Annotated in this window: 12 protein-coding genes; 1 reads left to right on the top strand and 11 read right to left on the bottom strand. The window is 42.8% G+C overall.

Features of this window, described 5'->3' with window-relative positions:
* Nucleotides 1–43: 43 nt before the first annotated feature.
* From DW862_RS20905 to DW862_RS20875, 7 genes are all read right to left on the bottom strand, one after another.
* The gene (locus DW862_RS20905; protein ID WP_120070223.1) at nt 44–766 is read right to left on the bottom strand and encodes a lipoate--protein ligase family protein; all 723 of its coding nucleotides are present in this window, start codon (nt 764–766) and stop codon (nt 44–46) included.
* Between the two features lie 19 nt (nt 767–785).
* A complete protein-coding gene (lpdA, locus tag DW862_RS20900; RefSeq protein WP_120070221.1) occupies nt 786–2,129 on the bottom strand; it encodes a dihydrolipoyl dehydrogenase in 1,344 nt (447 codons plus the stop codon).
* 76 nt (nt 2,130–2,205) lie between these two features.
* Nucleotides 2,206–3,099: a glycoside hydrolase family 25 protein gene (locus tag DW862_RS20895; protein ID WP_120070219.1), complete on the bottom strand. Its 894-nt coding sequence runs from the start codon at nt 3,097–3,099 to the stop codon at nt 2,206–2,208.
* A gap of 168 nt (nt 3,100–3,267) precedes the next feature.
* Nucleotides 3,268–4,914 carry a diphosphate--fructose-6-phosphate 1-phosphotransferase gene (locus tag DW862_RS20890; protein ID WP_120070216.1) on the bottom strand — a complete coding sequence of 549 codons (1,647 nt, stop codon included), beginning with the start codon at nt 4,912–4,914 and terminating at the stop codon, nt 3,268–3,270.
* A gap of 206 nt (nt 4,915–5,120) precedes the next feature.
* Nucleotides 5,121–6,500 (bottom strand): efflux transporter outer membrane subunit, encoded by a 1,380-nt coding sequence (locus DW862_RS20885; protein ID WP_008643984.1) that lies wholly within the window; start codon nt 6,498–6,500, stop codon nt 5,121–5,123.
* Nucleotides 6,500–9,604 (bottom strand): efflux RND transporter permease subunit, encoded by a 3,105-nt coding sequence (locus tag DW862_RS20880; protein ID WP_118408098.1) that lies wholly within the window; start codon nt 9,602–9,604, stop codon nt 6,500–6,502. Before DW862_RS20880 ends, DW862_RS20885 begins: the two co-directional genes overlap by 1 nt.
* 3 nt (nt 9,605–9,607) lie before the next feature.
* Entirely contained in the window at nt 9,608–10,864 is a 1,257-nt protein-coding gene (locus tag DW862_RS20875) for an efflux RND transporter periplasmic adaptor subunit (RefSeq protein WP_004314976.1), read from the bottom strand.
* 270 nt (nt 10,865–11,134) lie between these two features.
* Between DW862_RS20875 and DW862_RS20870 the strand changes: the two genes are divergently transcribed.
* A complete protein-coding gene (locus DW862_RS20870) occupies nt 11,135–13,351 on the top strand; it encodes a patatin-like phospholipase family protein (RefSeq protein ID WP_008021830.1) in 2,217 nt (738 codons plus the stop codon).
* Nucleotides 13,352–13,748: 397 nt separating this feature from the next.
* Here the strand turns inward: DW862_RS20870 and DW862_RS20865 are convergent, their stop codons facing one another.
* From DW862_RS20865 to DW862_RS20850, 4 genes are all read right to left on the bottom strand, one after another.
* Complete coding sequence (locus tag DW862_RS20865) at nt 13,749–15,212, bottom strand: carboxypeptidase-like regulatory domain-containing protein (RefSeq protein ID WP_120070214.1); 1,464 nt, start codon at nt 15,210–15,212, stop codon at nt 13,749–13,751.
* Nucleotides 15,213–15,259: 47 nt separating this feature from the next.
* Complete coding sequence (locus DW862_RS20860; RefSeq protein ID WP_120070212.1) at nt 15,260–16,477, bottom strand: hypothetical protein; 1,218 nt, start codon at nt 16,475–16,477, stop codon at nt 15,260–15,262.
* 6 nt (nt 16,478–16,483) lie between these two features.
* Nucleotides 16,484–17,233, bottom strand: a complete 750-nt coding sequence (locus tag DW862_RS20855) for a YjbH domain-containing protein (protein WP_004325599.1) — start codon at nt 17,231–17,233, stop codon at nt 16,484–16,486.
* 414 nt (nt 17,234–17,647) lie between these two features.
* A complete protein-coding gene (locus DW862_RS20850; protein WP_120070208.1) occupies nt 17,648–18,601 on the bottom strand; it encodes a tyrosine-type DNA invertase cluster 3b in 954 nt (317 codons plus the stop codon).
* Nucleotides 18,602–19,096: the final 495 nt, after the last annotated feature.

Here is a 19,096-nt window from a genome sequence, read left to right as displayed (position 1 = left end):
GTTAAGTAAATTTTAACCGGAGGCCAATCGGTACAACCAAGCATCAACGGCTATATATCCACTCTTTCTGAATATATTTCTCTTCCCGGAGCTGATTGATGGCTTCTATCTCCTCCCTGGTGAAAGCACTGACGGATTGCGACTTACTGAAATACAGAAAAGCCTTTTCTTTAAAATCAGTGACAGTCCCCGCCGACAAATGCTTGCGGATATTGGTTACTTCACTCCGAACGGAAGGAACAGCATATACAGACGATAACGTTTCATCATCGACCATCGGTTCCGGATTCAATGCTTGATGCAACGCTGTAAGGTCCGTATCATACAATAGCGTGCAATGATACAATACCCGATCCTTGTACAGGCATTGCGCACTTCCTGATATTTTCAATCCATTCAGATAAATCCCCAATCGTTCGCCTCCTGTTGCCATCAGTCCCATAGAGTTCAGGAAATCCAACGTCCGCTGCAAGTACGTGACAAACTCCGGCAAGCGGGGAGTCGTTTCTATAAAAGTCAGATTGACATTGCCCAAATCATGGTACACTGCTCCCCCACCGGAAAAACGACGGGCAATATGTACCTGCTCCCGTTCCGCCCATTCCTGATCGACTTCCGACCGTAACCGCTGATGCTTCCCTATTACCACAGAAGGAGTGTCCTGCCAAAGCATGAAAATGTCTTCATTTCCCTGCTTCAACAGATATTCTTCTGCAGCCAAGTGAAAGTAAATATCAGTAAACGGACTATAGATACATCGAATCATAGGTCAGACAGAATAAGAGTTAAAACATAATCTCGTGATAAATCTCTCCGACCGTAGGATGCGGGAATACAGTCTTCTGAAATTCTTCCACCGTATAGCCTCTCTGAATAGCAATACCTGCGATCACTATGAGTTCCGACGCCGGATTTCCCAACATGTGGCAACCAATTATCTTCCCTTCTTCATCCTGAATCAACTTACAAAGGCCGTTTCCCTGTTCATTCTCGGCTACGAACCGACCGGAATAAGCCATCGGTAATTTGGACACACGGTAAGAAAGTCCTGATTTTATCAGTTCTTCTTCTGTCTTTCCCACTCCTGCCACTTCGGGATTGGTATAAACAACTCCCGGAACACAATCGTAATTTATCCGGTCTTCCACTCCCAAGATATGATTGATAGCGACTTCCGCTTCACGAATAGCGGTATGTGCCAATAAAGAATAACCTGTAATATCCCCACAAGCATATACACGGGGATGCGAAGTCAACAGATGTTCATCTACTTTGACCCCGTTCCGATGCAATTCTATATTCAGCTTGTCCAGCCCCACTCTGGATAAATTTGCCTTACGGCCTACACTAAGCAAGATTTTCTCCGCTTCAATAGCGGAAACTTTGCCTTCTTTTTCTATCACGACTCCATGAGCGTTCACTTCCACTACTTTCGTATTCAAATAGAAAGTGACTCCCCGTTTGGCATATTCGGCGCGAAGCATACCGCTCGTTTCCTTATCCATCGCTCCCAAAATCTCCGGCATCATTTCTACCACATGCACCTTTACTCCCATGCTGTTGAAGAAAGAAGCAAATTCCATCCCGATCACTCCACCGCCAATAATAACAAGCGTCTTGGGAAGTTCTTTTATCTCCAACGCCTCCTTGGAAGTCCAATAACTGACTCCCGACAATCCCGGTATGGGAGGAATCACTGTATCGGAACCGGTACATACCAGCAAGTATTTCACGGAATAAGTTTCTCCATCACAGGTGATGCGGATCATCCCCTCGTTCTCTCCTTCTATAAAAGCTTCTTTCTCCACGATCGTCACTCCGTAAGAATTCACAGTCATCTTCACGCCACCCGTCAACATTTTCACTGTTTTGTCTTTGCGGCTCATAATCTTGGATAAATCGAACGAAGGAGAATCGGCAGAAACGCCATATTTGGAAGCACTTTTAATGCTATCCAGTATTTTAGCAGAATATAACAAAGTTTTAGTAGGAATACACCCCTCATTGAGACACACTCCACCCATTGCCTTTTTCTCAAAAAGAACGGCTTTTAATCCGTTGGCCCCTGCCCGTTCGGCAGCTGTGTACCCGGCAGGACCACCACCAATAATAGCTATATCAAAGTTCATAATCGTATCTTTTTTAGTAATAATACGATTATAACAAATGAGAGAAGAGATAAGTTGTTGGGAAAAGAAATACCTGTTACTTAATTGTCAGCTTTTTAAGTTCCTCTAACGAGCCATTAAACACGTTCAGGTCTACGTCTTCTTTGATGCCGGGAACACTTCCTACATCAGTATGTTGCCAAAAGTCCCATTTCCCCTGATACTTTACAGAGTCAACATAATAATGGGCAATCCAGTAAGGGTATGTATTGAAGATGGAATCGTCCAGATAACGGGTTTTAAATTTATAAGAAGTATAAAGAATAGGTTTCACTCCATAATGAGATTCCACCCGGTCCAGCCAGCGTTTAATGCCTTGCTGCAATTCCTTTTTTTCCTTCCGCCCGGTCACTTCCACATCAAGTACGGGAGGTAAATCACCCGTATCCAGTTTCACCGTACGAATAAAGAAGTCCGCCTGTTTCAAAGCATCCGTACCAGGAATATAAAAATGATAAGCACCACGGATAAATCCATGATTACGTGCATTGGCGAAGTTCGCCTCAAAGGTAGTATCGTTATGGTCTCCTCCTTCTGTAGCTTTCATAAAAACGAAATGCAAAGGAGTAGCCGTCTCTTTATTCTGCAACAGTCTTTTCCAATCAATCTTTCCCTGATAATGAGAAATGTCAATACCATGAATATCATATCCGTCAGGGATACAAACTCCGTATTCCTTTAAACCATGACAAGGTTTCCATCGATAAGCATAAGGACGGATAAAGAAATAATAAAAAGCAATGGAAAAACAACCAACAATCATCACTGCCAAAATGTTACGAATCCAGACAGGCATCACAGTTCGATGCTTCATCTGTTCCTTTTTTGAGGTACGGGAAGTTTTGGAAGAAGAGGTCGTTCCCTTTTTCTTGGTAGTGGAAACGGTTCTTTTCTTCTGTACGGCAGACATCGGGTTGTTGCGTTGCGGCATTTACTTTAAACGATCAATGTTTTTAGAGATAGGCACGGATTACGCGAATTAACACGGTTTTTTAGTTATTTCTTATAAACCGTGTATTCCGTGTAGTCCGTGCCTGAAAGAATCTTTCATTGCAGCTGTTATTGCAACTGTTACATCAACAACTGCTCTGAAGTGTATTTATTTAGCTTGTTCCAGCTGCAAAGTCTTAGTTGCCTGGTCGCAAACCTCTGTAGGACCGAAGTACTGGATCGGACCCGGATATACATAATCCGTTTCGATAGCCCAACGATCACGTTGCGCAGCAAATGCCTTGAAAGGAGCGCCATCCAGTTTCACCAATGCTTTCTGGATAACCGGTTTCATTTCACCGTGGCGACGTTCCATGTTCATCATCATAGTGATAGGCACACCACCAGCAATCCATTCAGCAGCAGGAGCAGTTGTATTGCGTACAGAAGACATATAACCAGTCTTGCCGTTAGCAATCAACATAGAAGCTGTGTAACCCAGAGAGTAGCAATAGTCAGCGTCAAAGTTTGACGGAGCAGCACAACGTCCTTCATAACCGAAGAAGTGGTGTTGAGCAGCAAATTTACCAACATACTTGCCTTCTTCTTTCCATGCAGCCAACTTAGTAGCTACCATTTCAGACAACAGCTTTTCTGTTTCGATCAGTGATACCTGAACGTTTCCGTGCGGGTCACGATCCAAAGTCAACTGACGGGCAACACCTTCCGGCAGACTTGCGTAGATAGCAGAGTTTTCCGGAGAAAGTTTGCGGATGATATAACCACGTTGGTGAGATTTCTTAATCTGACCGAATTCTTCAGCATTAGCAGCCAGGAAGTCGTTCAATTCAGCAATCAGGCGTTTCATGGCAGGAATGAATTCTACCAATCCTTCCGGAATCAATACAGTACCGAAGTTGTTTCCCTGTGCGGCACGGTCAGCTACCACTTTAGCGATGTAAGTCACTACATCGTCCAAAGACATATCTTTAGCTTCTACTTCTTCAGAAACGATACATACGTTAGGCTGTACCTGCAAAGCACATTCCAGTGCGATGTGAGAAGCCGAACGACCCATCAATTTGATGAAGTGCCAGTATTTACGTGCAGAGTTACAGTCACGTTGGATGTTACCGATTACTTCTGCATAAGTCTTACATGCTGTATCGAAACCGAAAGAAGTTTCAATCATATCGTTCTTCAAGTCACCGTCGATTGTTTTCGGGCAACCGATTACCTGTACACCATACTTCTTAGCAGCATAGTATTCAGCTAATACACAAGCGTTTGTGTTAGAGTCGTCACCACCAATGATAACCAATGCTTTGATGCCAAGTTCTTTGATGATTTCATATCCCTTTTCGAACTGGCTTTCTGCTTCCAGTTTCGTACGTCCGGAACCGATGATATCGAAACCACCTGTGTTACGGTATTCGTCGATAATATCAGCAGTCAGTTCCATATAGTTGTGATCTACCAGACCACCAGGACCCAGGATAAAACCATATAATTTGTTTTCCGGGTTCAATTTCTTGATACCGTCGAACAAACCGGAGATTACATTGTGTCCGCCCGGAGCCTGACCACCGGAAAGAATTACACCTACGTTCATAGCGGGAAGAGCAACAGCTTCACCAGCTTCGAATGTAATCAACGGCATTCCATACGTGTTCGGGAATAATGCTTTGATAGCTTCCTGATCGGCTACAGATTGAGTAGCAGCACCTGCTACAGCCTTAACAGCTCCTGATGCCAATGCTTTCGGAAGTTTGGGCTGGTAAGCAGCCCTTGCGATTTGCAATGCACTTTTAGTCATTTTCTTTAATTTTTTATTTAAAGGTGTTAGTAAGTTTCTTGTCAAACTTGAAAAGCGTTGCAAATTTCGCACTTTTTTCCGAATTATGAAAATTCTTCTGTTGTTGTTTTTAAGACAAAAGGAAGAAGAAAGAAAAATTAAGGCTACCTCCCGGTGCGGGAGATAGCCTTTACGTTTTCTTCAATGAGTGAATCGATATGATAATTCTAGGGATTTTGTTCCCAGCCTCCACCAAGAGCCTTATAGAGTTGAACTACCGCAATCAACTCGTCACGGATAGCATTACTCAACCCAATCTGTGCATCAAAATATCCACGTTGGGCATCCAATACATCCAGATAATTAATGACTCCATTGATGTATTGCAGTTGTGCCAGGTCCATATAGCTCTTGGCCGAACGTTCCAAATTGGCACGAAGTTCATACACTTCCTTGATCTTGTTGAAATTGACAATTGCATTACGTGTTTCCTTGAAAGCTTCCAGTACGGCTTTTTCATAACTATGTACTTCAGCTTCATAAGCAGCCTTTTTTGCTTTCAATGCCGCACGGTTCTTTCCCCAGCCAAAGATCGGAGTTAATAAAGCTCCTTCCATCACTGCATAAGGAGATTTCAAAAGTTCCGACAAAGAAGTACTTTCACTACCGAAACCACCTGTCAGGGCAAGACGCGGGAACATATTTGTATAAGCCACTCCCACTTTCGCATTGGCAGCAATCAATTTCTGCTCTGCCTGACGGATGTCGGGACGGCGTTCCAACAATGTAGATGGCAATCCAACAGGAAGTGTTTCCGGAGAGTTAAATTCCTGAAGCAAACGGGAACGGGCTATCTTATTAGGATATTCACCGGCAAGATAAGCAATATCGTTTTCTTTCAGGGAAATTTTACGTTCCAGATCAGGAACCAAAGTTGCCGTACGCGCCAATTCCACTTGTGCCTGCCGATAGGAAGTCTCGGAGGTCAATCCACCGGCAAACCGGATACGTGCCAAACGTACTCCTTCTTCACGGGCTTTCAATGTTTGCTTTACAATGTCAAGCTCTGTATCTAGGGCTACCAGTTCATAGTAAGCCTGTGCCACTTCAGCAACAATCGTCATCCGCAATGCGCGTTGTGCCTCGATAGATTGCAGATACTCGGCAATACTGGCCGAACGTGCCCAACGCAGATTTCCCCAAAGATCAAGTTCCCATGAAACGAGAAATTGTGCTTCAAAGGTATCTGATCTCTTGAAAGCGTCTCCTCCATGATTTTCAAGTTCACGTTCTGCCGTTACTTTTCCTTTGATATCCGGAAGTAACGCAGCGGTGGAAATACGTTTCTGCGCTGCCATTTCTTTCACACGGGCAGCGGCAATCAACATATCCTTGTTGTGATCCAGTGCACGTTCAATCAGGCTTCTCAAGGTAGCATCCGTATAAATATCCCTCCAGTCCTGATCGCCGAAGCTGATCGAGTCTTGCGCTCTTTCCAAGCTGTCGGGCAAATGAAGATCAGGACGGACATAGCTTTTCCCTACCTTGCAGGAAGTCAAGACCCCGGCAAGTAACAGGATAGCAATATATAGTTTCTTTCGTTTCATTATTTCTTATGTTTTAAAATTTTCGACTTTGTTTTATACACCATCACAAAGAAGAACGGCACAAGAATGATACCGAATACAATGGCAAATATCATTCCGAAAAATACACCTGTACCGATTGCCTGCCGGCTTGCCGACCCCGGACCGCTTGCCAATACCATCGGAAGCATACCGAGTACGAATGCGAGAGAAGTCATCAAAATCGGACGGAAACGCAATTTGGCTGCGTAGATAGCCGACTGCACCAGGTCTTCACCTTTATCTACCTGTACTTTTGCAAACTCTACAATCAAAATCGCGTTCTTAGCGGCAAGTCCCACCAGCATTACCAGACCAATCTGGAAATAGACATCGTTCTCCAATCCGCAAACCCAGACTCCTAAATAGGCTCCCAAAGCGGCAACAGGTAAAGAAAGCAATACGGCAATAGGCACTGTCCAACTTTCGTATTGCGCAGCAAGGAAAAGGAAAACGAACAGGAATACCAATGCCATCACCATGCCTGTCTGACCTCCCGCCTGCTTCTCCTGATAAGAAAGACCACTCCATTCAAGACCGATATTATCGGGAAGATGGTCACGGGCAATCTGCTCCATGATCTCCATTGCCTGTCCGGAACTATATCCCTGTGCAGCTGCTCCACGAATAACGGCCGTAGTAAACATATTGAAACGTTTAATACTTCCCGGTCCTGTGGTATAGGAGGCATTTCCTAAAGAAGTCAATGGTACCATCGCTCCATTGGAGGCTTTCACGAAGAACAGATTGATGTTGTCTTTGTGTTCCCGGTAAGGAGCTTCCGCCTGAATGTAAACCTTATATATACGGTTGAACATATTAAAGTCATTCACATACACCGAACCGGTATAAGCCTTCATGGTAGAGAACACATCAGCCAGTGGCACACCCAGCATCTTTACTTTGTCACGGTCTACATCGAAATAGAGTTGCGGTATTTCCGATTGCAAGGAAGATGACAGTCCTGCTAATTCTTTGCGTTTGGATGCGTAGTACATTAATGTATCTGCCGCGTCTACCAAATTATCGAAAGTGGCTTCTCCACGGGCTTCCAATTGCATTTCAAAACCTCCCGAGCTACCCAGTCCCGGAATAACCGGAGGAGTGGACAGATAGACTTTACATTCTGGATATTCCCTCAAATGTTTTTCCACCGTATCCATAATCTTCTCAATAGTGGTGTTCTTCCGCTCTTCCCAAGGTTTCAGGATCACCGTCAGTTCAGCACGTCCCTGGTTACTTCCAACACGCGGACTACTTCCTGTTACGTTCTGTATATATTCAATATATGGATTCTTTTCCAAATAAGCAATGGCGCGTTCTGTTACGATACGGGTACGTTCCAAAGTAGCTCCTTCCGGCAGTTCCAATTCAATCTTGAAATATCCCTGATCTTCCACAGGCAAGAAACTGGTCGGAATAATGCGGTGAATCAGCATAATAGCGATCAACACCATACCAAAAGCACTCAAAACCCGGCGAGGATGCTTGATCGTACGAGTCACAGCAGCCACATATTTATTGCTACCAATACCCAGCCATTCATTAATCTTCCGGAAAACGATATTCTTTTTCTTTCCGTTATCCGGCTTCAGAATCAATGAACACATCACCGGGCTCAATGTCAGAGCCACTACCGTAGAAATAAGTACGGACACCACAATCGTCACCGTAAACTGGCGATACAACTGCCCTGTAATCCCACTTAAAAAACTAACCGGAACGAACACTGCCGCCAATACCAGTGATGTGGCAATCAAAGCACTAGCAAGTCCGTTCATCGCTTTCTTCGTTGCTTCGTATGGGCTTAGATGTTCCGTTTCCATGATATGTTCTACGCCTTCCACCACCACAATCGCATCATCCACAACAATACCGATGGCAAGAATCAATCCGAGTAATGTCAGTATATTCAGCGAGAAACCGAAAATCAACATGAATCCGAAAGTACCGATCAATGAAATAGGCACCGCTACTACCGGAATCAACGTTGCACGCCAGCTCTGCAAGGATAGATAAACCACCAATACAACTAATACCAACGCTTCAAACAACGTCTTATATACTTCATGAATAGATTCGGAAATATAGGTCGTCATATCGAACGGAATCTCATAGCTCAATCCTTCCGGAAAGTTCTTGCTAATCTCATCCATAGCCTCTTTGACCCTCTCGGCTACTTCCATCGCATTTGCTCCCGGCAACATATAAATGCCAAGAACAGCAGCATTCTCGCCGTTGATACCACTTTCTGTGTTATAAGAAGAGGCCTCCAACGATACACGCGCCACATCTTTCAATCGAATAATGGACCCGTTGGCATTGGCACGCACTACAATATCTTCAAACTGTCCCACGGAAGACAAACGTCCTTGAGTCGTAATAGGAATGGTAATATCCAGTCCCTGTACCGGCTGTTGCCCCAATACACCAGCTGCCGATTCACGGTTCTGATCCTTCAATGCATTCTGTAAATCCTGCACGGTCAGTCCAAAGTTTGCCAACTTATCGGGTTGCGCCCATATCTGCATCGCATAATAGCGGCTACCGATATTAGATACACGTCCAACCCCAGGAATACGGCGAATTACATCGAGCACGTTGATAGTAGCAAAGTTACTCAAATAAATTTCGTCGAACTTCGGATCAGTAGAAGTCAAACAAAGCGTCATCAACTGACTGGGAGCCTGTTTTTCTACTGAAATACCATTCTGAATGACTTCCGCCGGCAGACGGGATTCCGCCAGTTTCACACGGTTTTGAATCTCAACGGCTGCCAAATCCGGATCAGCAGATACATCAAAAGTGACCGTTGCCGAAAAACCTCCGGAGTTAGAACTGTTTGATTCCATATAAAGCATACCCGGCGTACCATTGATTTCCTGCTCAATCGGAGTGGCTACTGCCTGCGACACGGTAAGTGCGCTGGCACCCGGATAGGATGCGCTGATCTTCACCACCGGAGGGGTAATCTGCGGATATTGATCCACCGGAAGCATCGTCAGACCAATAATGCCGACAATCACAATCACGATGGAGATTACGGCCGAGAAGACCGGCCTATCTATAAAAAAAGTAACTTTCATCGTTTATTCTCCTTTCGCGTTATCCTTCGTTCCGGTAGTGTTTTCTTTTACTCCGGTCACTTCATTTTTTGTCGTAGTTATACTGTCCCCAGCTTCGGCTTCCGGATCACTGACCCGTACTTTCATGCCCGGAGTCAACTTATGGAACCCTTCTACAACCACCATTTCTCCTTCTGCCAGTCCTCTTTCTACCACCACATTATTCCCGACTTCCGGTCCTAATTCGATAAAACGTTTCTCTACCGCATTATCTTTGCGCATGGTATAAATATATGCTCCACCCTTTTCGATGGTAACGGCTTTCATCGGAACAACCAGTGCACCTTCACGAACATCCAGCAACAACTTTACCTTTGTAAATTGTCCCGGCAACAATACTTGTTTCGGATTCGGCATTTCTGCACGTACAGAGAAAGTTCCGGTTTGAGGATCGACTTGCGGTTCGGCAAAATCCACATATCCTTTAAATGGATAGACGGTATTATCTGCCAATGTAATGGTAATATTCGGCTGCCAGGAACGGGTGGAATCCTGCTGTCCCAAATTAATGTTTCTTTCTTTACTCTTCAAATAATCGAGTGCTGTCATACTGAAATCCACCAATACTGTATCACTCTTCACAATGGTAGCAAGCAATGATTTTCCTCCGGGGCCGACTAACGTACCCAAGTCCACATTTCTTTCACTAATGTGTCCCGATAAGGGCGAACGAACAATGGTATAACCCAATTCCAGTTCAGCCTGTGCCAAATCCGCCTCGCTCATGGCTACCGTTGCCTCGGCACTTTCATAAGCGGCTTCCGCATTATCCAAGTCCAACTGACTTGCAGCGTTCTGTTCAAACAACGGACGGATACGTTTTAAATCACGTTCCGCTTTCAAAGCCTGCGCTTCGTCTTTTTTCAATTGCGCTCTGGCTTTATCTGCTTTGGCACGATACTGGTCCTGGTTGATTACAAACAAAACCTGATTCTTATTGACATATGTCCCTTCGGCAAAAAGCATATTTTCCAGATAACCTTCCACACGGGCACGTACTTCGACGAACTGTTGGGCACGAATACGCCCCACATATTCCCCGTATATCTCTACGTCGTCTTTCACTACCGGTTCAACAATGACTGTCGGCATTTCCGGCGCAGCCTTCTGAGGTCGGGTCAGTATCCAATACACACCCAACACAACTACCATACACATAATAGCAGCAATGGTTCTCTTTCTCCTCAGTTTCAACTCATGTTTCGAAAAGAATAATCTCATATCGAATCTTATTATTTAATTTAACTTATGTTTGTTCTATATCCTTATTTACAACTCATATACCAAAAATGCGTTACCTGCATTATTTGCTTAAAATCAAAGCATTAGATATTTCTTCGTTTTGCAGAAAGTGTGGAAATTCACTGTATGGTGTAGAAAAAATCCACATTTCCGACTTTTGGAACATTTTTTTAGTTCCCATTTCAACAACTAAACAAATTATGCTCTACATTTGTATTATATTAAACATCAACACTAGACCACATCCTAATGAAAAAACAAATCTTTTCAACATTAGTTTTATCAATTGGCATCTTATTGCCTTTTTCTTTGCATTCTCAAGAGCAAAGGAAAAAGGTAGGTGTCGTTCTAAGCGGTGGCGGTGCCAAAGGAATGGCACACATCAAAGCACTGAAAGTAATTGAGGAAGCCGGAATTCCTATTGACTATATAGCCGGCACCAGTATGGGAGCTATCGTAGGTGGTCTGTATGCCATCGGTTATACTACGGAACAATTGGACAGCATGGTACGAAAACAAGATTGGACATTCCTGTTGAGCGACCGTATCAAACGAAGTGCCATGTCATTGACTGATCGTGAGCGGTCTGAAAAATATACAGTCTCTATCCCTTTCACCAAAACTCCCAAGGATGCTGCTGCCGGAGGACTCATGAAAGGGCAAAATCTGGCTAACCTATTTTCAGATCTCACTGTGGGGTATCATGACTCCATCGACTTCAATAAACTTCCCATTCCTTTTGCTTGTGTAGCGGCCAATGTTGTCAATGGAGAGCAAATTGTATTCCATGACGGAATACTCTCAACCGCTATGCGTGCCAGTATGGCTATTCCGGGTGTATTCACTCCGGTACGGCAAGACAGTATGGTATTAGTAGACGGCGGCATTGTAAACAACTATCCGGCAGATGTTGTGAAAGCCATGGGAGCCGATATTATTATCGGAGTAGACGTGCAGAATGCTTTGAAGAAGGCTGACAAGCTCAACAGCGTCCCCGATATTCTGGGACAGATTGTAGACATCACCTGCCAGTCTAACCACGAAAAGAATGTAGACCTCACAGACACTTATATCCGTGTCAATGTGGAGGGATATTCATCTGCCAGTTTTACTCCGGCTGCCATCGACACTCTGATGCGAAGAGGCGAAGAAGCGGCTAAAGAACAATGGAATTCGTTGCTTGCCTTGAAAAAGAAGATAGGAATAGCCGAAGATTATACTCCGAAGCAACATGGCCCTTATTCTTCTCTTTCCAATGCACGCACAGTTTATGTGACGGACATCTCATTTTCCGGTGTAGAGGTGGATGATAAAAAATGGCTGATGAAGAAATGTAATCTGAAAGAAAACAGTGACATTACCACTCAACAAATAGAACAGGCCTTGTATCAATTACGTGGCAGCCAATCCTATTCCAGTGCCAGCTATACGTTGAAAGAGACTCCTGAAGGTTATCACCTCAACTTCCTGTTGCAGGAAAAATACGAAAGAAGAATCAATCTGGGCATCCGTTTCGATTCGGAAGAAATCGCGTCTTTATTGGTGAATGCAACGGCAGACCTCAAAACTCATATTCCTTCCCGCCTGGCTCTTACCGGTCGATTGGGTAAACGATATGCTGCCCGCATAGACTATACGCTAGAACCGATGCAGCAACGTAATTTCAACTTCTCGTATATGTTCCAATACAACGATATCAACATTTACGAGGAAGGTGACCGTGCCTATAATACAACGTATAAATATCATCTGGCAGAATTCGGTTTCTCCGATGTATGGTACAAGAATTTCCGCTTCGGACTTGGTCTGCGTTTTGAATATTACAAGTATAAAGATTTCCTGTTCAAGAAACCTGAAATCTCCGATCTGAAAGTGGAATCGGAACATTTTCTAAGTTATTTTGCCCAAGTGCAATATAATACATACGATAAAGGACGCTTCCCTTCTAAAGGAAGTGACTTCAGAGCCGCCTATTCGCTTTATACGGATAACATGGCACAATACAACGACCATGCTCCATTTTCAGCATTGAATGCTTCGTGGGCAAGTGTCATCCCTGTGACCCGCCGTTTCTCCGTCATTCCTTCCATTTATGGACGTATCCTGATCGGAAGAGATTTTCCTTATCCGCTGCAAAATGCCATTGGCGGTGACGTACCCGGTTTCTATATTCCACAGCAATTACCATTTGCCGGGGTCACCAATCTGGAATTGATGGATAACACCATCATGATTGCGTCTATTAAGTTCAGACAACGTATGGGAGCCATTCATTATCTCACGCTGACGGGTAACTACGGGCTAACGGATAGTAATTTCTTCGATATATTGAAAGGCAAGCAATTATTCGGTGTTAGTGCAGGTTATGGAATGGACAGCATCTTCGGACCATTGGAAATATCGTTGGGATACTCCAATCAGACGGACAAAGGAAGTTGTTTTGTGAATTTAGGGTATTACTTCTAGTCAAATCTAGTCAAAAAGAATATAATAACACTCCAAGGAAGACAGATTTTAGCAATACTACTTCGCGTAATACAATATTTTCAAAAAGCAAAAGAGGAGACCGCTTCACAGTGATCTCCTCCCTCTATACTCTATATGAACATGCCCCAAAGGGTTTATTAAAAAAGGAACATATTCAAAAGGGTTTTATTAAAAATATTACATATCGATTCAATGAATCGTTTCAAATCATATCAACGATCTTCACAGACAGTTGATATTCAGGGAAATGTGCATCAAAATAAAATCTGATGCGTGGCCCCGATTAGGTAAAGATGTACCTCTGTACTTTTTCCTAATCGGCTAAGGCAGGGATTCAATGCTACAAACGAATCCAAGCCCCTTACTATAAAACATCTTAAATACTACCACCCTTACCGCCGCTATGTGTCGGATTATAAGTAACCGTCTTATATTGATGATCCGTTCCGGTATAACGAGTTGCTGTAATCGAAACCGTCTTGTTTTGACCATTAAACTTTACATTAGCCGTCAATGTGGTAGTACGAGCTTTTGCATAGCAAGTATAACTCATAGTGGTGTATCCGTTTACATTTACAGTGTTATAAACACGTTCAGTTTCCGTAATGCCAGATACCGATCCCATTAATGAGAACATACGAGTTTTCATGAAAGCAACCATTGCATTCACCGTTTTTGTATCTTCAGCACTAGCACCAGCTCCTAATTGCGATTTTACTTCAGCAACAAGAGCAGCATCATTCTTATCATAGTCCCAACCAGACTTTTCCTTATATTTCAGTTCAATACCAGTCACTGCTTTAGCATTCTCGCTATTATCACGACTAGCTTGTCCTAGAATAGTAGTTGTCACAGTTTCATTACTAATCTTGCTGTATACTTTATTCTCTATAGCATAAGCAGAGAAGTGATCGACATCGGCTGTATACGCAGTGACAGCTCCACCTTCTGTAGTAGAAGATATATTTTTAATTACATTTCCCTGATTATCTTTTGCATCTCCCCATTCTCCTGTATCTGGATTCTGATAAGTAAGTATCATATCAGCATCAGCGAATGTTATTCCAGGGATAGGGTTAGGAATAGAAATCGTAACCTTTTTTGCAAATTGCAAACCAGACGGTTCAAATTTAGCAGCAGCTAAAGGGATGCTTTTAGGTATATCTTTATTCACTTCTTCAGCCTTTACTTCAGTAGTTACTTCTGCAGGAGCAGGAACAAAGGTTGTTACACTGATGTCTACTTTACCATCTTTAACAATTTCTGCATTCTCTCCTGTTGCCTCAATTGCACCTGCCGGTATTGCCAATTCGACTTTTACGAGTGGTTTATCCTCTACCACTTCTTCCGGAGCAACTTCTCCCGGCTCTTCAATTGCCAGATTCGATTCACTCTTATCCTCTACCTTAGTTTCTTCTGCTGCCGTTATTGACACAGTCTCTTTCGGACTCTCCTTTGTCAGAGCCAGAGCTACCGTTACCACACTACGATTCTCTGCATTCTCTGCAATGACAACTGACGTTTTCTGTGAAAGATATCCATTAGAAGACGCTTCAATACTATAAGTACCTGTAGCACTTTCTGTAACAGAGAACTTACCATTCGAGTCGGTTGTGTAATTTTTACTACCCACTTTTACCTTTACCCCATTCATTGCTGTTCCTCCGGAAGTCACCGTACCCATAATGTAATACTCCACTACCGGTTTTGGAGTTTCAATTACTTCCCCTTCTGCCGGTTTCGGATCGTCATCATCATCGTGACAGGCTACTGTCGCAAAAGTTAACATACCCAAGGCTATTGCCATGGCACCCACATAAAACCATTTTACACTTTTCATAATGTTTCAATTTTGTTAAAAATACTAGTTAAAATATCAATCATGTTTCACTTCTCACTCGTTTTAATCAAATAATATCGAATATAATCCGGCTGCCAGAAATGTGAATTCTCTGCCGACTTAGGTTCAACACTATAACTTTCGCCCAACGAACGATGGGCATATTCATTCCCGCTACGCATATCATACTGAAAAGCAAAATATTCGGGAAGCATTACCCGTAGCAGATGTCGCTTGCGTTTCTTTCCCGGTAATGGAATAGAAAAGTTGAATCCTGCATTCGTTGCTCCATTTGTATACATACCATATATACCTACAATATATTCGCCGAAGTAGCGTGAAAGAGTTCCGCGTACTCCATAATCGCCATAAATAAAGCGATCTCCTTCTACTTTCACCAAGGTATTCACTTCCGGAATATAATATCCTACACTAATTTGTCCATTGACTCTTTTCCATTGACTCATTTTCCATTCGCTACCATAGAAATGAGCAGAGCCGGTTATTCCTCCTCCACCTTCTACCGTCCACCGACCATTTGCTGAAAAATAGCCGATGCCTGCTGCAAGTCCTTGACGGTCATTCGAGAAACTACCGCCTGTGAGGTATCCTTTCCAATGATTAGCCAAGCGAAAATCCTGACGAAAAGTCATGTATCCCAGGCGAACGCAGTTCCACTTGCCATCTTCATTACTTACAATAGGCAAAGAAACCTGCATCCGTAGCGAGGCGCCTTTCCATAATTGCATTTCCACGGCAGGTTGCAACTCGAGAGCCGCTTTATACAACTTATAAGTTACATTATTGACTAACATCACGTTGGGATATACTACCAAATCGACCTTACCGAAAGAACTTTCTTTTCGTTTTACGCCTTTCAGCTGCCGTACAGCAGTTTCGGTAGAAGTAGTTATCCCCATCTTACGATACACTTCATCCAACGCACATTCACCGGACTGATATTTTTGAATCAATTCTGCAGGGATGGTTATGCATAATTGTGGTAAGGCATTATCTAATATAAGTAGCTGCAAAGTCGGTATTTCCGGTATAGTAACCAAATGGCGTATGGCAATACCGATTCCATTATAAATACCTCTATAAGCAGAGGTCTCAAAAGCCGCAGTTATCGTGTCCCTTTTCTCCACAACTGAAATATTCTCCATATCCAACTCTTTCAGTGTCTCACTCACACGAACAGGCTGTGCCTGTAACAAAGAAATACCACAGAGAAAAACAGCGGTCACACTAACAATCCTTTTCATCTTCTTTTAATGCATTAATGTACATTCATACCGCAGACCGGCGGAAACACATGTAAATTCACGAGTAAACACATTGACGGACAAATGCTTCCAAAAGCGCATGGCAGCACCCATATTCCATCCACGCGTATCATATTCCACCATCAACTTCAATTCTTTGCAAAAAGAAGGCGTATAGCGGACACCTCCGAAAGGTCCTTTATTAAATACACGACAATCACCTTGATGAATATACCATCCGGCCGTTACAGCCAATTGGTCTCCCGAACGAAACCCGATAGTCTTTGTCAACACACCATAATAAGCTCCCCAATACGGAGTCTTCTTCTCCGTCAAAAGATCATCTCCACCAATCACAACAGCTGGGAAATAGCGACTTTCTTTTAGCGGACGAATACGAATCGTATTAGAACGGTCCTGATTATGATAACCCGTCCTGCCTGTACCGGTTGTCATTTTGAGTAATGTCATCCGGTAAGTGAATTCGATAAAAGAAAAAAGAGTCATATCTACAAAATAGTTCATGGTAGGAAAACTGAAAACCGATGGAGTAACTTGCTCGGGTAAGAAATTGACTCCTCCCATAAATGTACCGGTCTCCTGCATTTCAGCGGTAGGTATCATCAACTGCCCCGTTGTTCCCATGGAATATTGCGCGTGAACCAGACCGCTCATCGGAATGAGTATCAGAAATAGAATACTACCTTTTAACGAAATAAATGGCTTATTCCTAAAAGCCGCTTTAGTTTGTTTCATCTTTATTTGTATGTTATACTTTTAAATAGAGATATTCTCAAAACTTTTTTGATTAATCCACTATTTTTACCTTATATAATTCTGTTACTTCTTAGGTAACAGTAAACACACAACCAAGACCAATCGGAATGAGAATAGAGAAAAACATCGACAATTACAGTGATAGAAGAGTTTTTGCCTTTAGCGAAGGGGGAAATTCTTTTTAAGACAGGACATATAAATCAGAGGGCATGAAGATATGATTATTTCATGTTCGGATTTTTTTTTGCCGTATGCATCAGATAAAACGAAAAAAAATGGGGGAATATTTGTTTGCTATTTATATTTTTGTCTATCTTTGCGTCATATTTGATTCCGTTACCTAAGAAGTAACAGATACATTTAAATACTGATTATTAAAGTTTTGTCTATCTATTACCTACTTACATTGTAATTTTTAACGTAAGATAAATTCTTTCTATTTACTTCTGTGCGTTCTCTTAATCCAAAGCCTTTCAGATATATTTGTGTGGTTTTAATAGATTTGTGTCCCAGCGATTCACTAATCATTTCAATCGGAACTCCGCGATACTTAGCAGTAGTGGCCCAAGAATGTCGGAAGGTATATGAAGTGACGGGCGAATTCAAGCGCAACACTCTCGCCAAATCCTTCAAAGAATTATTAAAACGACGAAGAGCAGACTGATATTCTTTATATGCTTTTTCATCTTTCCGCTTCTTATCACCATGCAGAATATCGAATAAATAGTCGGGACAATCAGGAAGAGCGGGTTTATTGCTTCGAAGCTGATTCACCATCTCTTTTGCACTTTCCAGAATTTCCAGGCTTATAGGTGTTTTAGTCTTGATACGGTTATATTGAAGCACATTCCGGTCTAAAGCCGATTTCTCCAAATGCGCCAAATCCGCGAATGACATTCCACAGAACTGAAACATCAGAGCTGCAATCGTCTGCGTACGACGCAAACGTTCGGATTTCGGGTCCTCATACAGTAGTTTGTGCAATTCGGTCACAGGCAATGCTTTCTTTTGCCGGATATCCACGCCTGTATAGACATCATGAAACAACCGGGGAACATAAGGGGCACTTCCCGCTTCTACTCCCCGATTATAGATACTACGCAACATACGCATATAAGTAGAAACCGTATTGAGTTTTAACCCGGACTCGTAAAGATGCTGTCCATAGCATCGTAAACATTCCCGGGTGACTTGCCTGAACGATATGTTACCTGTTCTACAAAACTTACTAAAAGAAAAAAGAGCATTCTTATAAACATGAGCGGTAGAATATCGCCCTTCTTTTCGCAAACGCTCAATGTACGCTCCGGCACATTGGCTAAATCCATTTTTATTCATTTTTTGCATCACTAGTTATTTTAGATTATATAATATAAGAGAAAGAACAAAAGTAAGCTACTTTATGATTTCAACTATTATAAAAAAAGAAAAGTAAAAGAAAACCTTCACTCGCGTGGAAGTTATTCTTTTACTTTCCTATAACGTTCTGAATTTATTCACCATATAGGCCGCAGAAGTGAATCTTATTCATGTCTGCACTGTTTTCACCACAGAGTACACAGAGGGCACAGAGGTGAATCTGTTTTATGACTTACGGTTGTGACCCTAATTTTGATGCGTAATCCTCCTACTATAAAGTTGAAAAAACATGAAAACATCTGCCACCTGCAACTAAACGCGTGTAATGCACTAGTTGATAAATAGTTGGAGCGTTGCAGATACCTGCGGCAGATAGGTTGCAGATAAAGTATCTGCCACACAGTATAAACCTTACATAAGCCAATTCTCTAGGAGGGCAAAAGTTTATTGTATACATTAACTTCCCGTTTCCAGGCGGGGAAC

The organism is Bacteroides sp. AM37-9, assembly GCF_003603455.1.
In the GTDB taxonomy this organism is placed as follows: Bacteria; Bacteroidota; Bacteroidia; order Bacteroidales; family Bacteroidaceae; genus Bacteroides; species Bacteroides xylanisolvens.
This window is presented reverse-complemented; position numbering and strand designations above follow the sequence as displayed.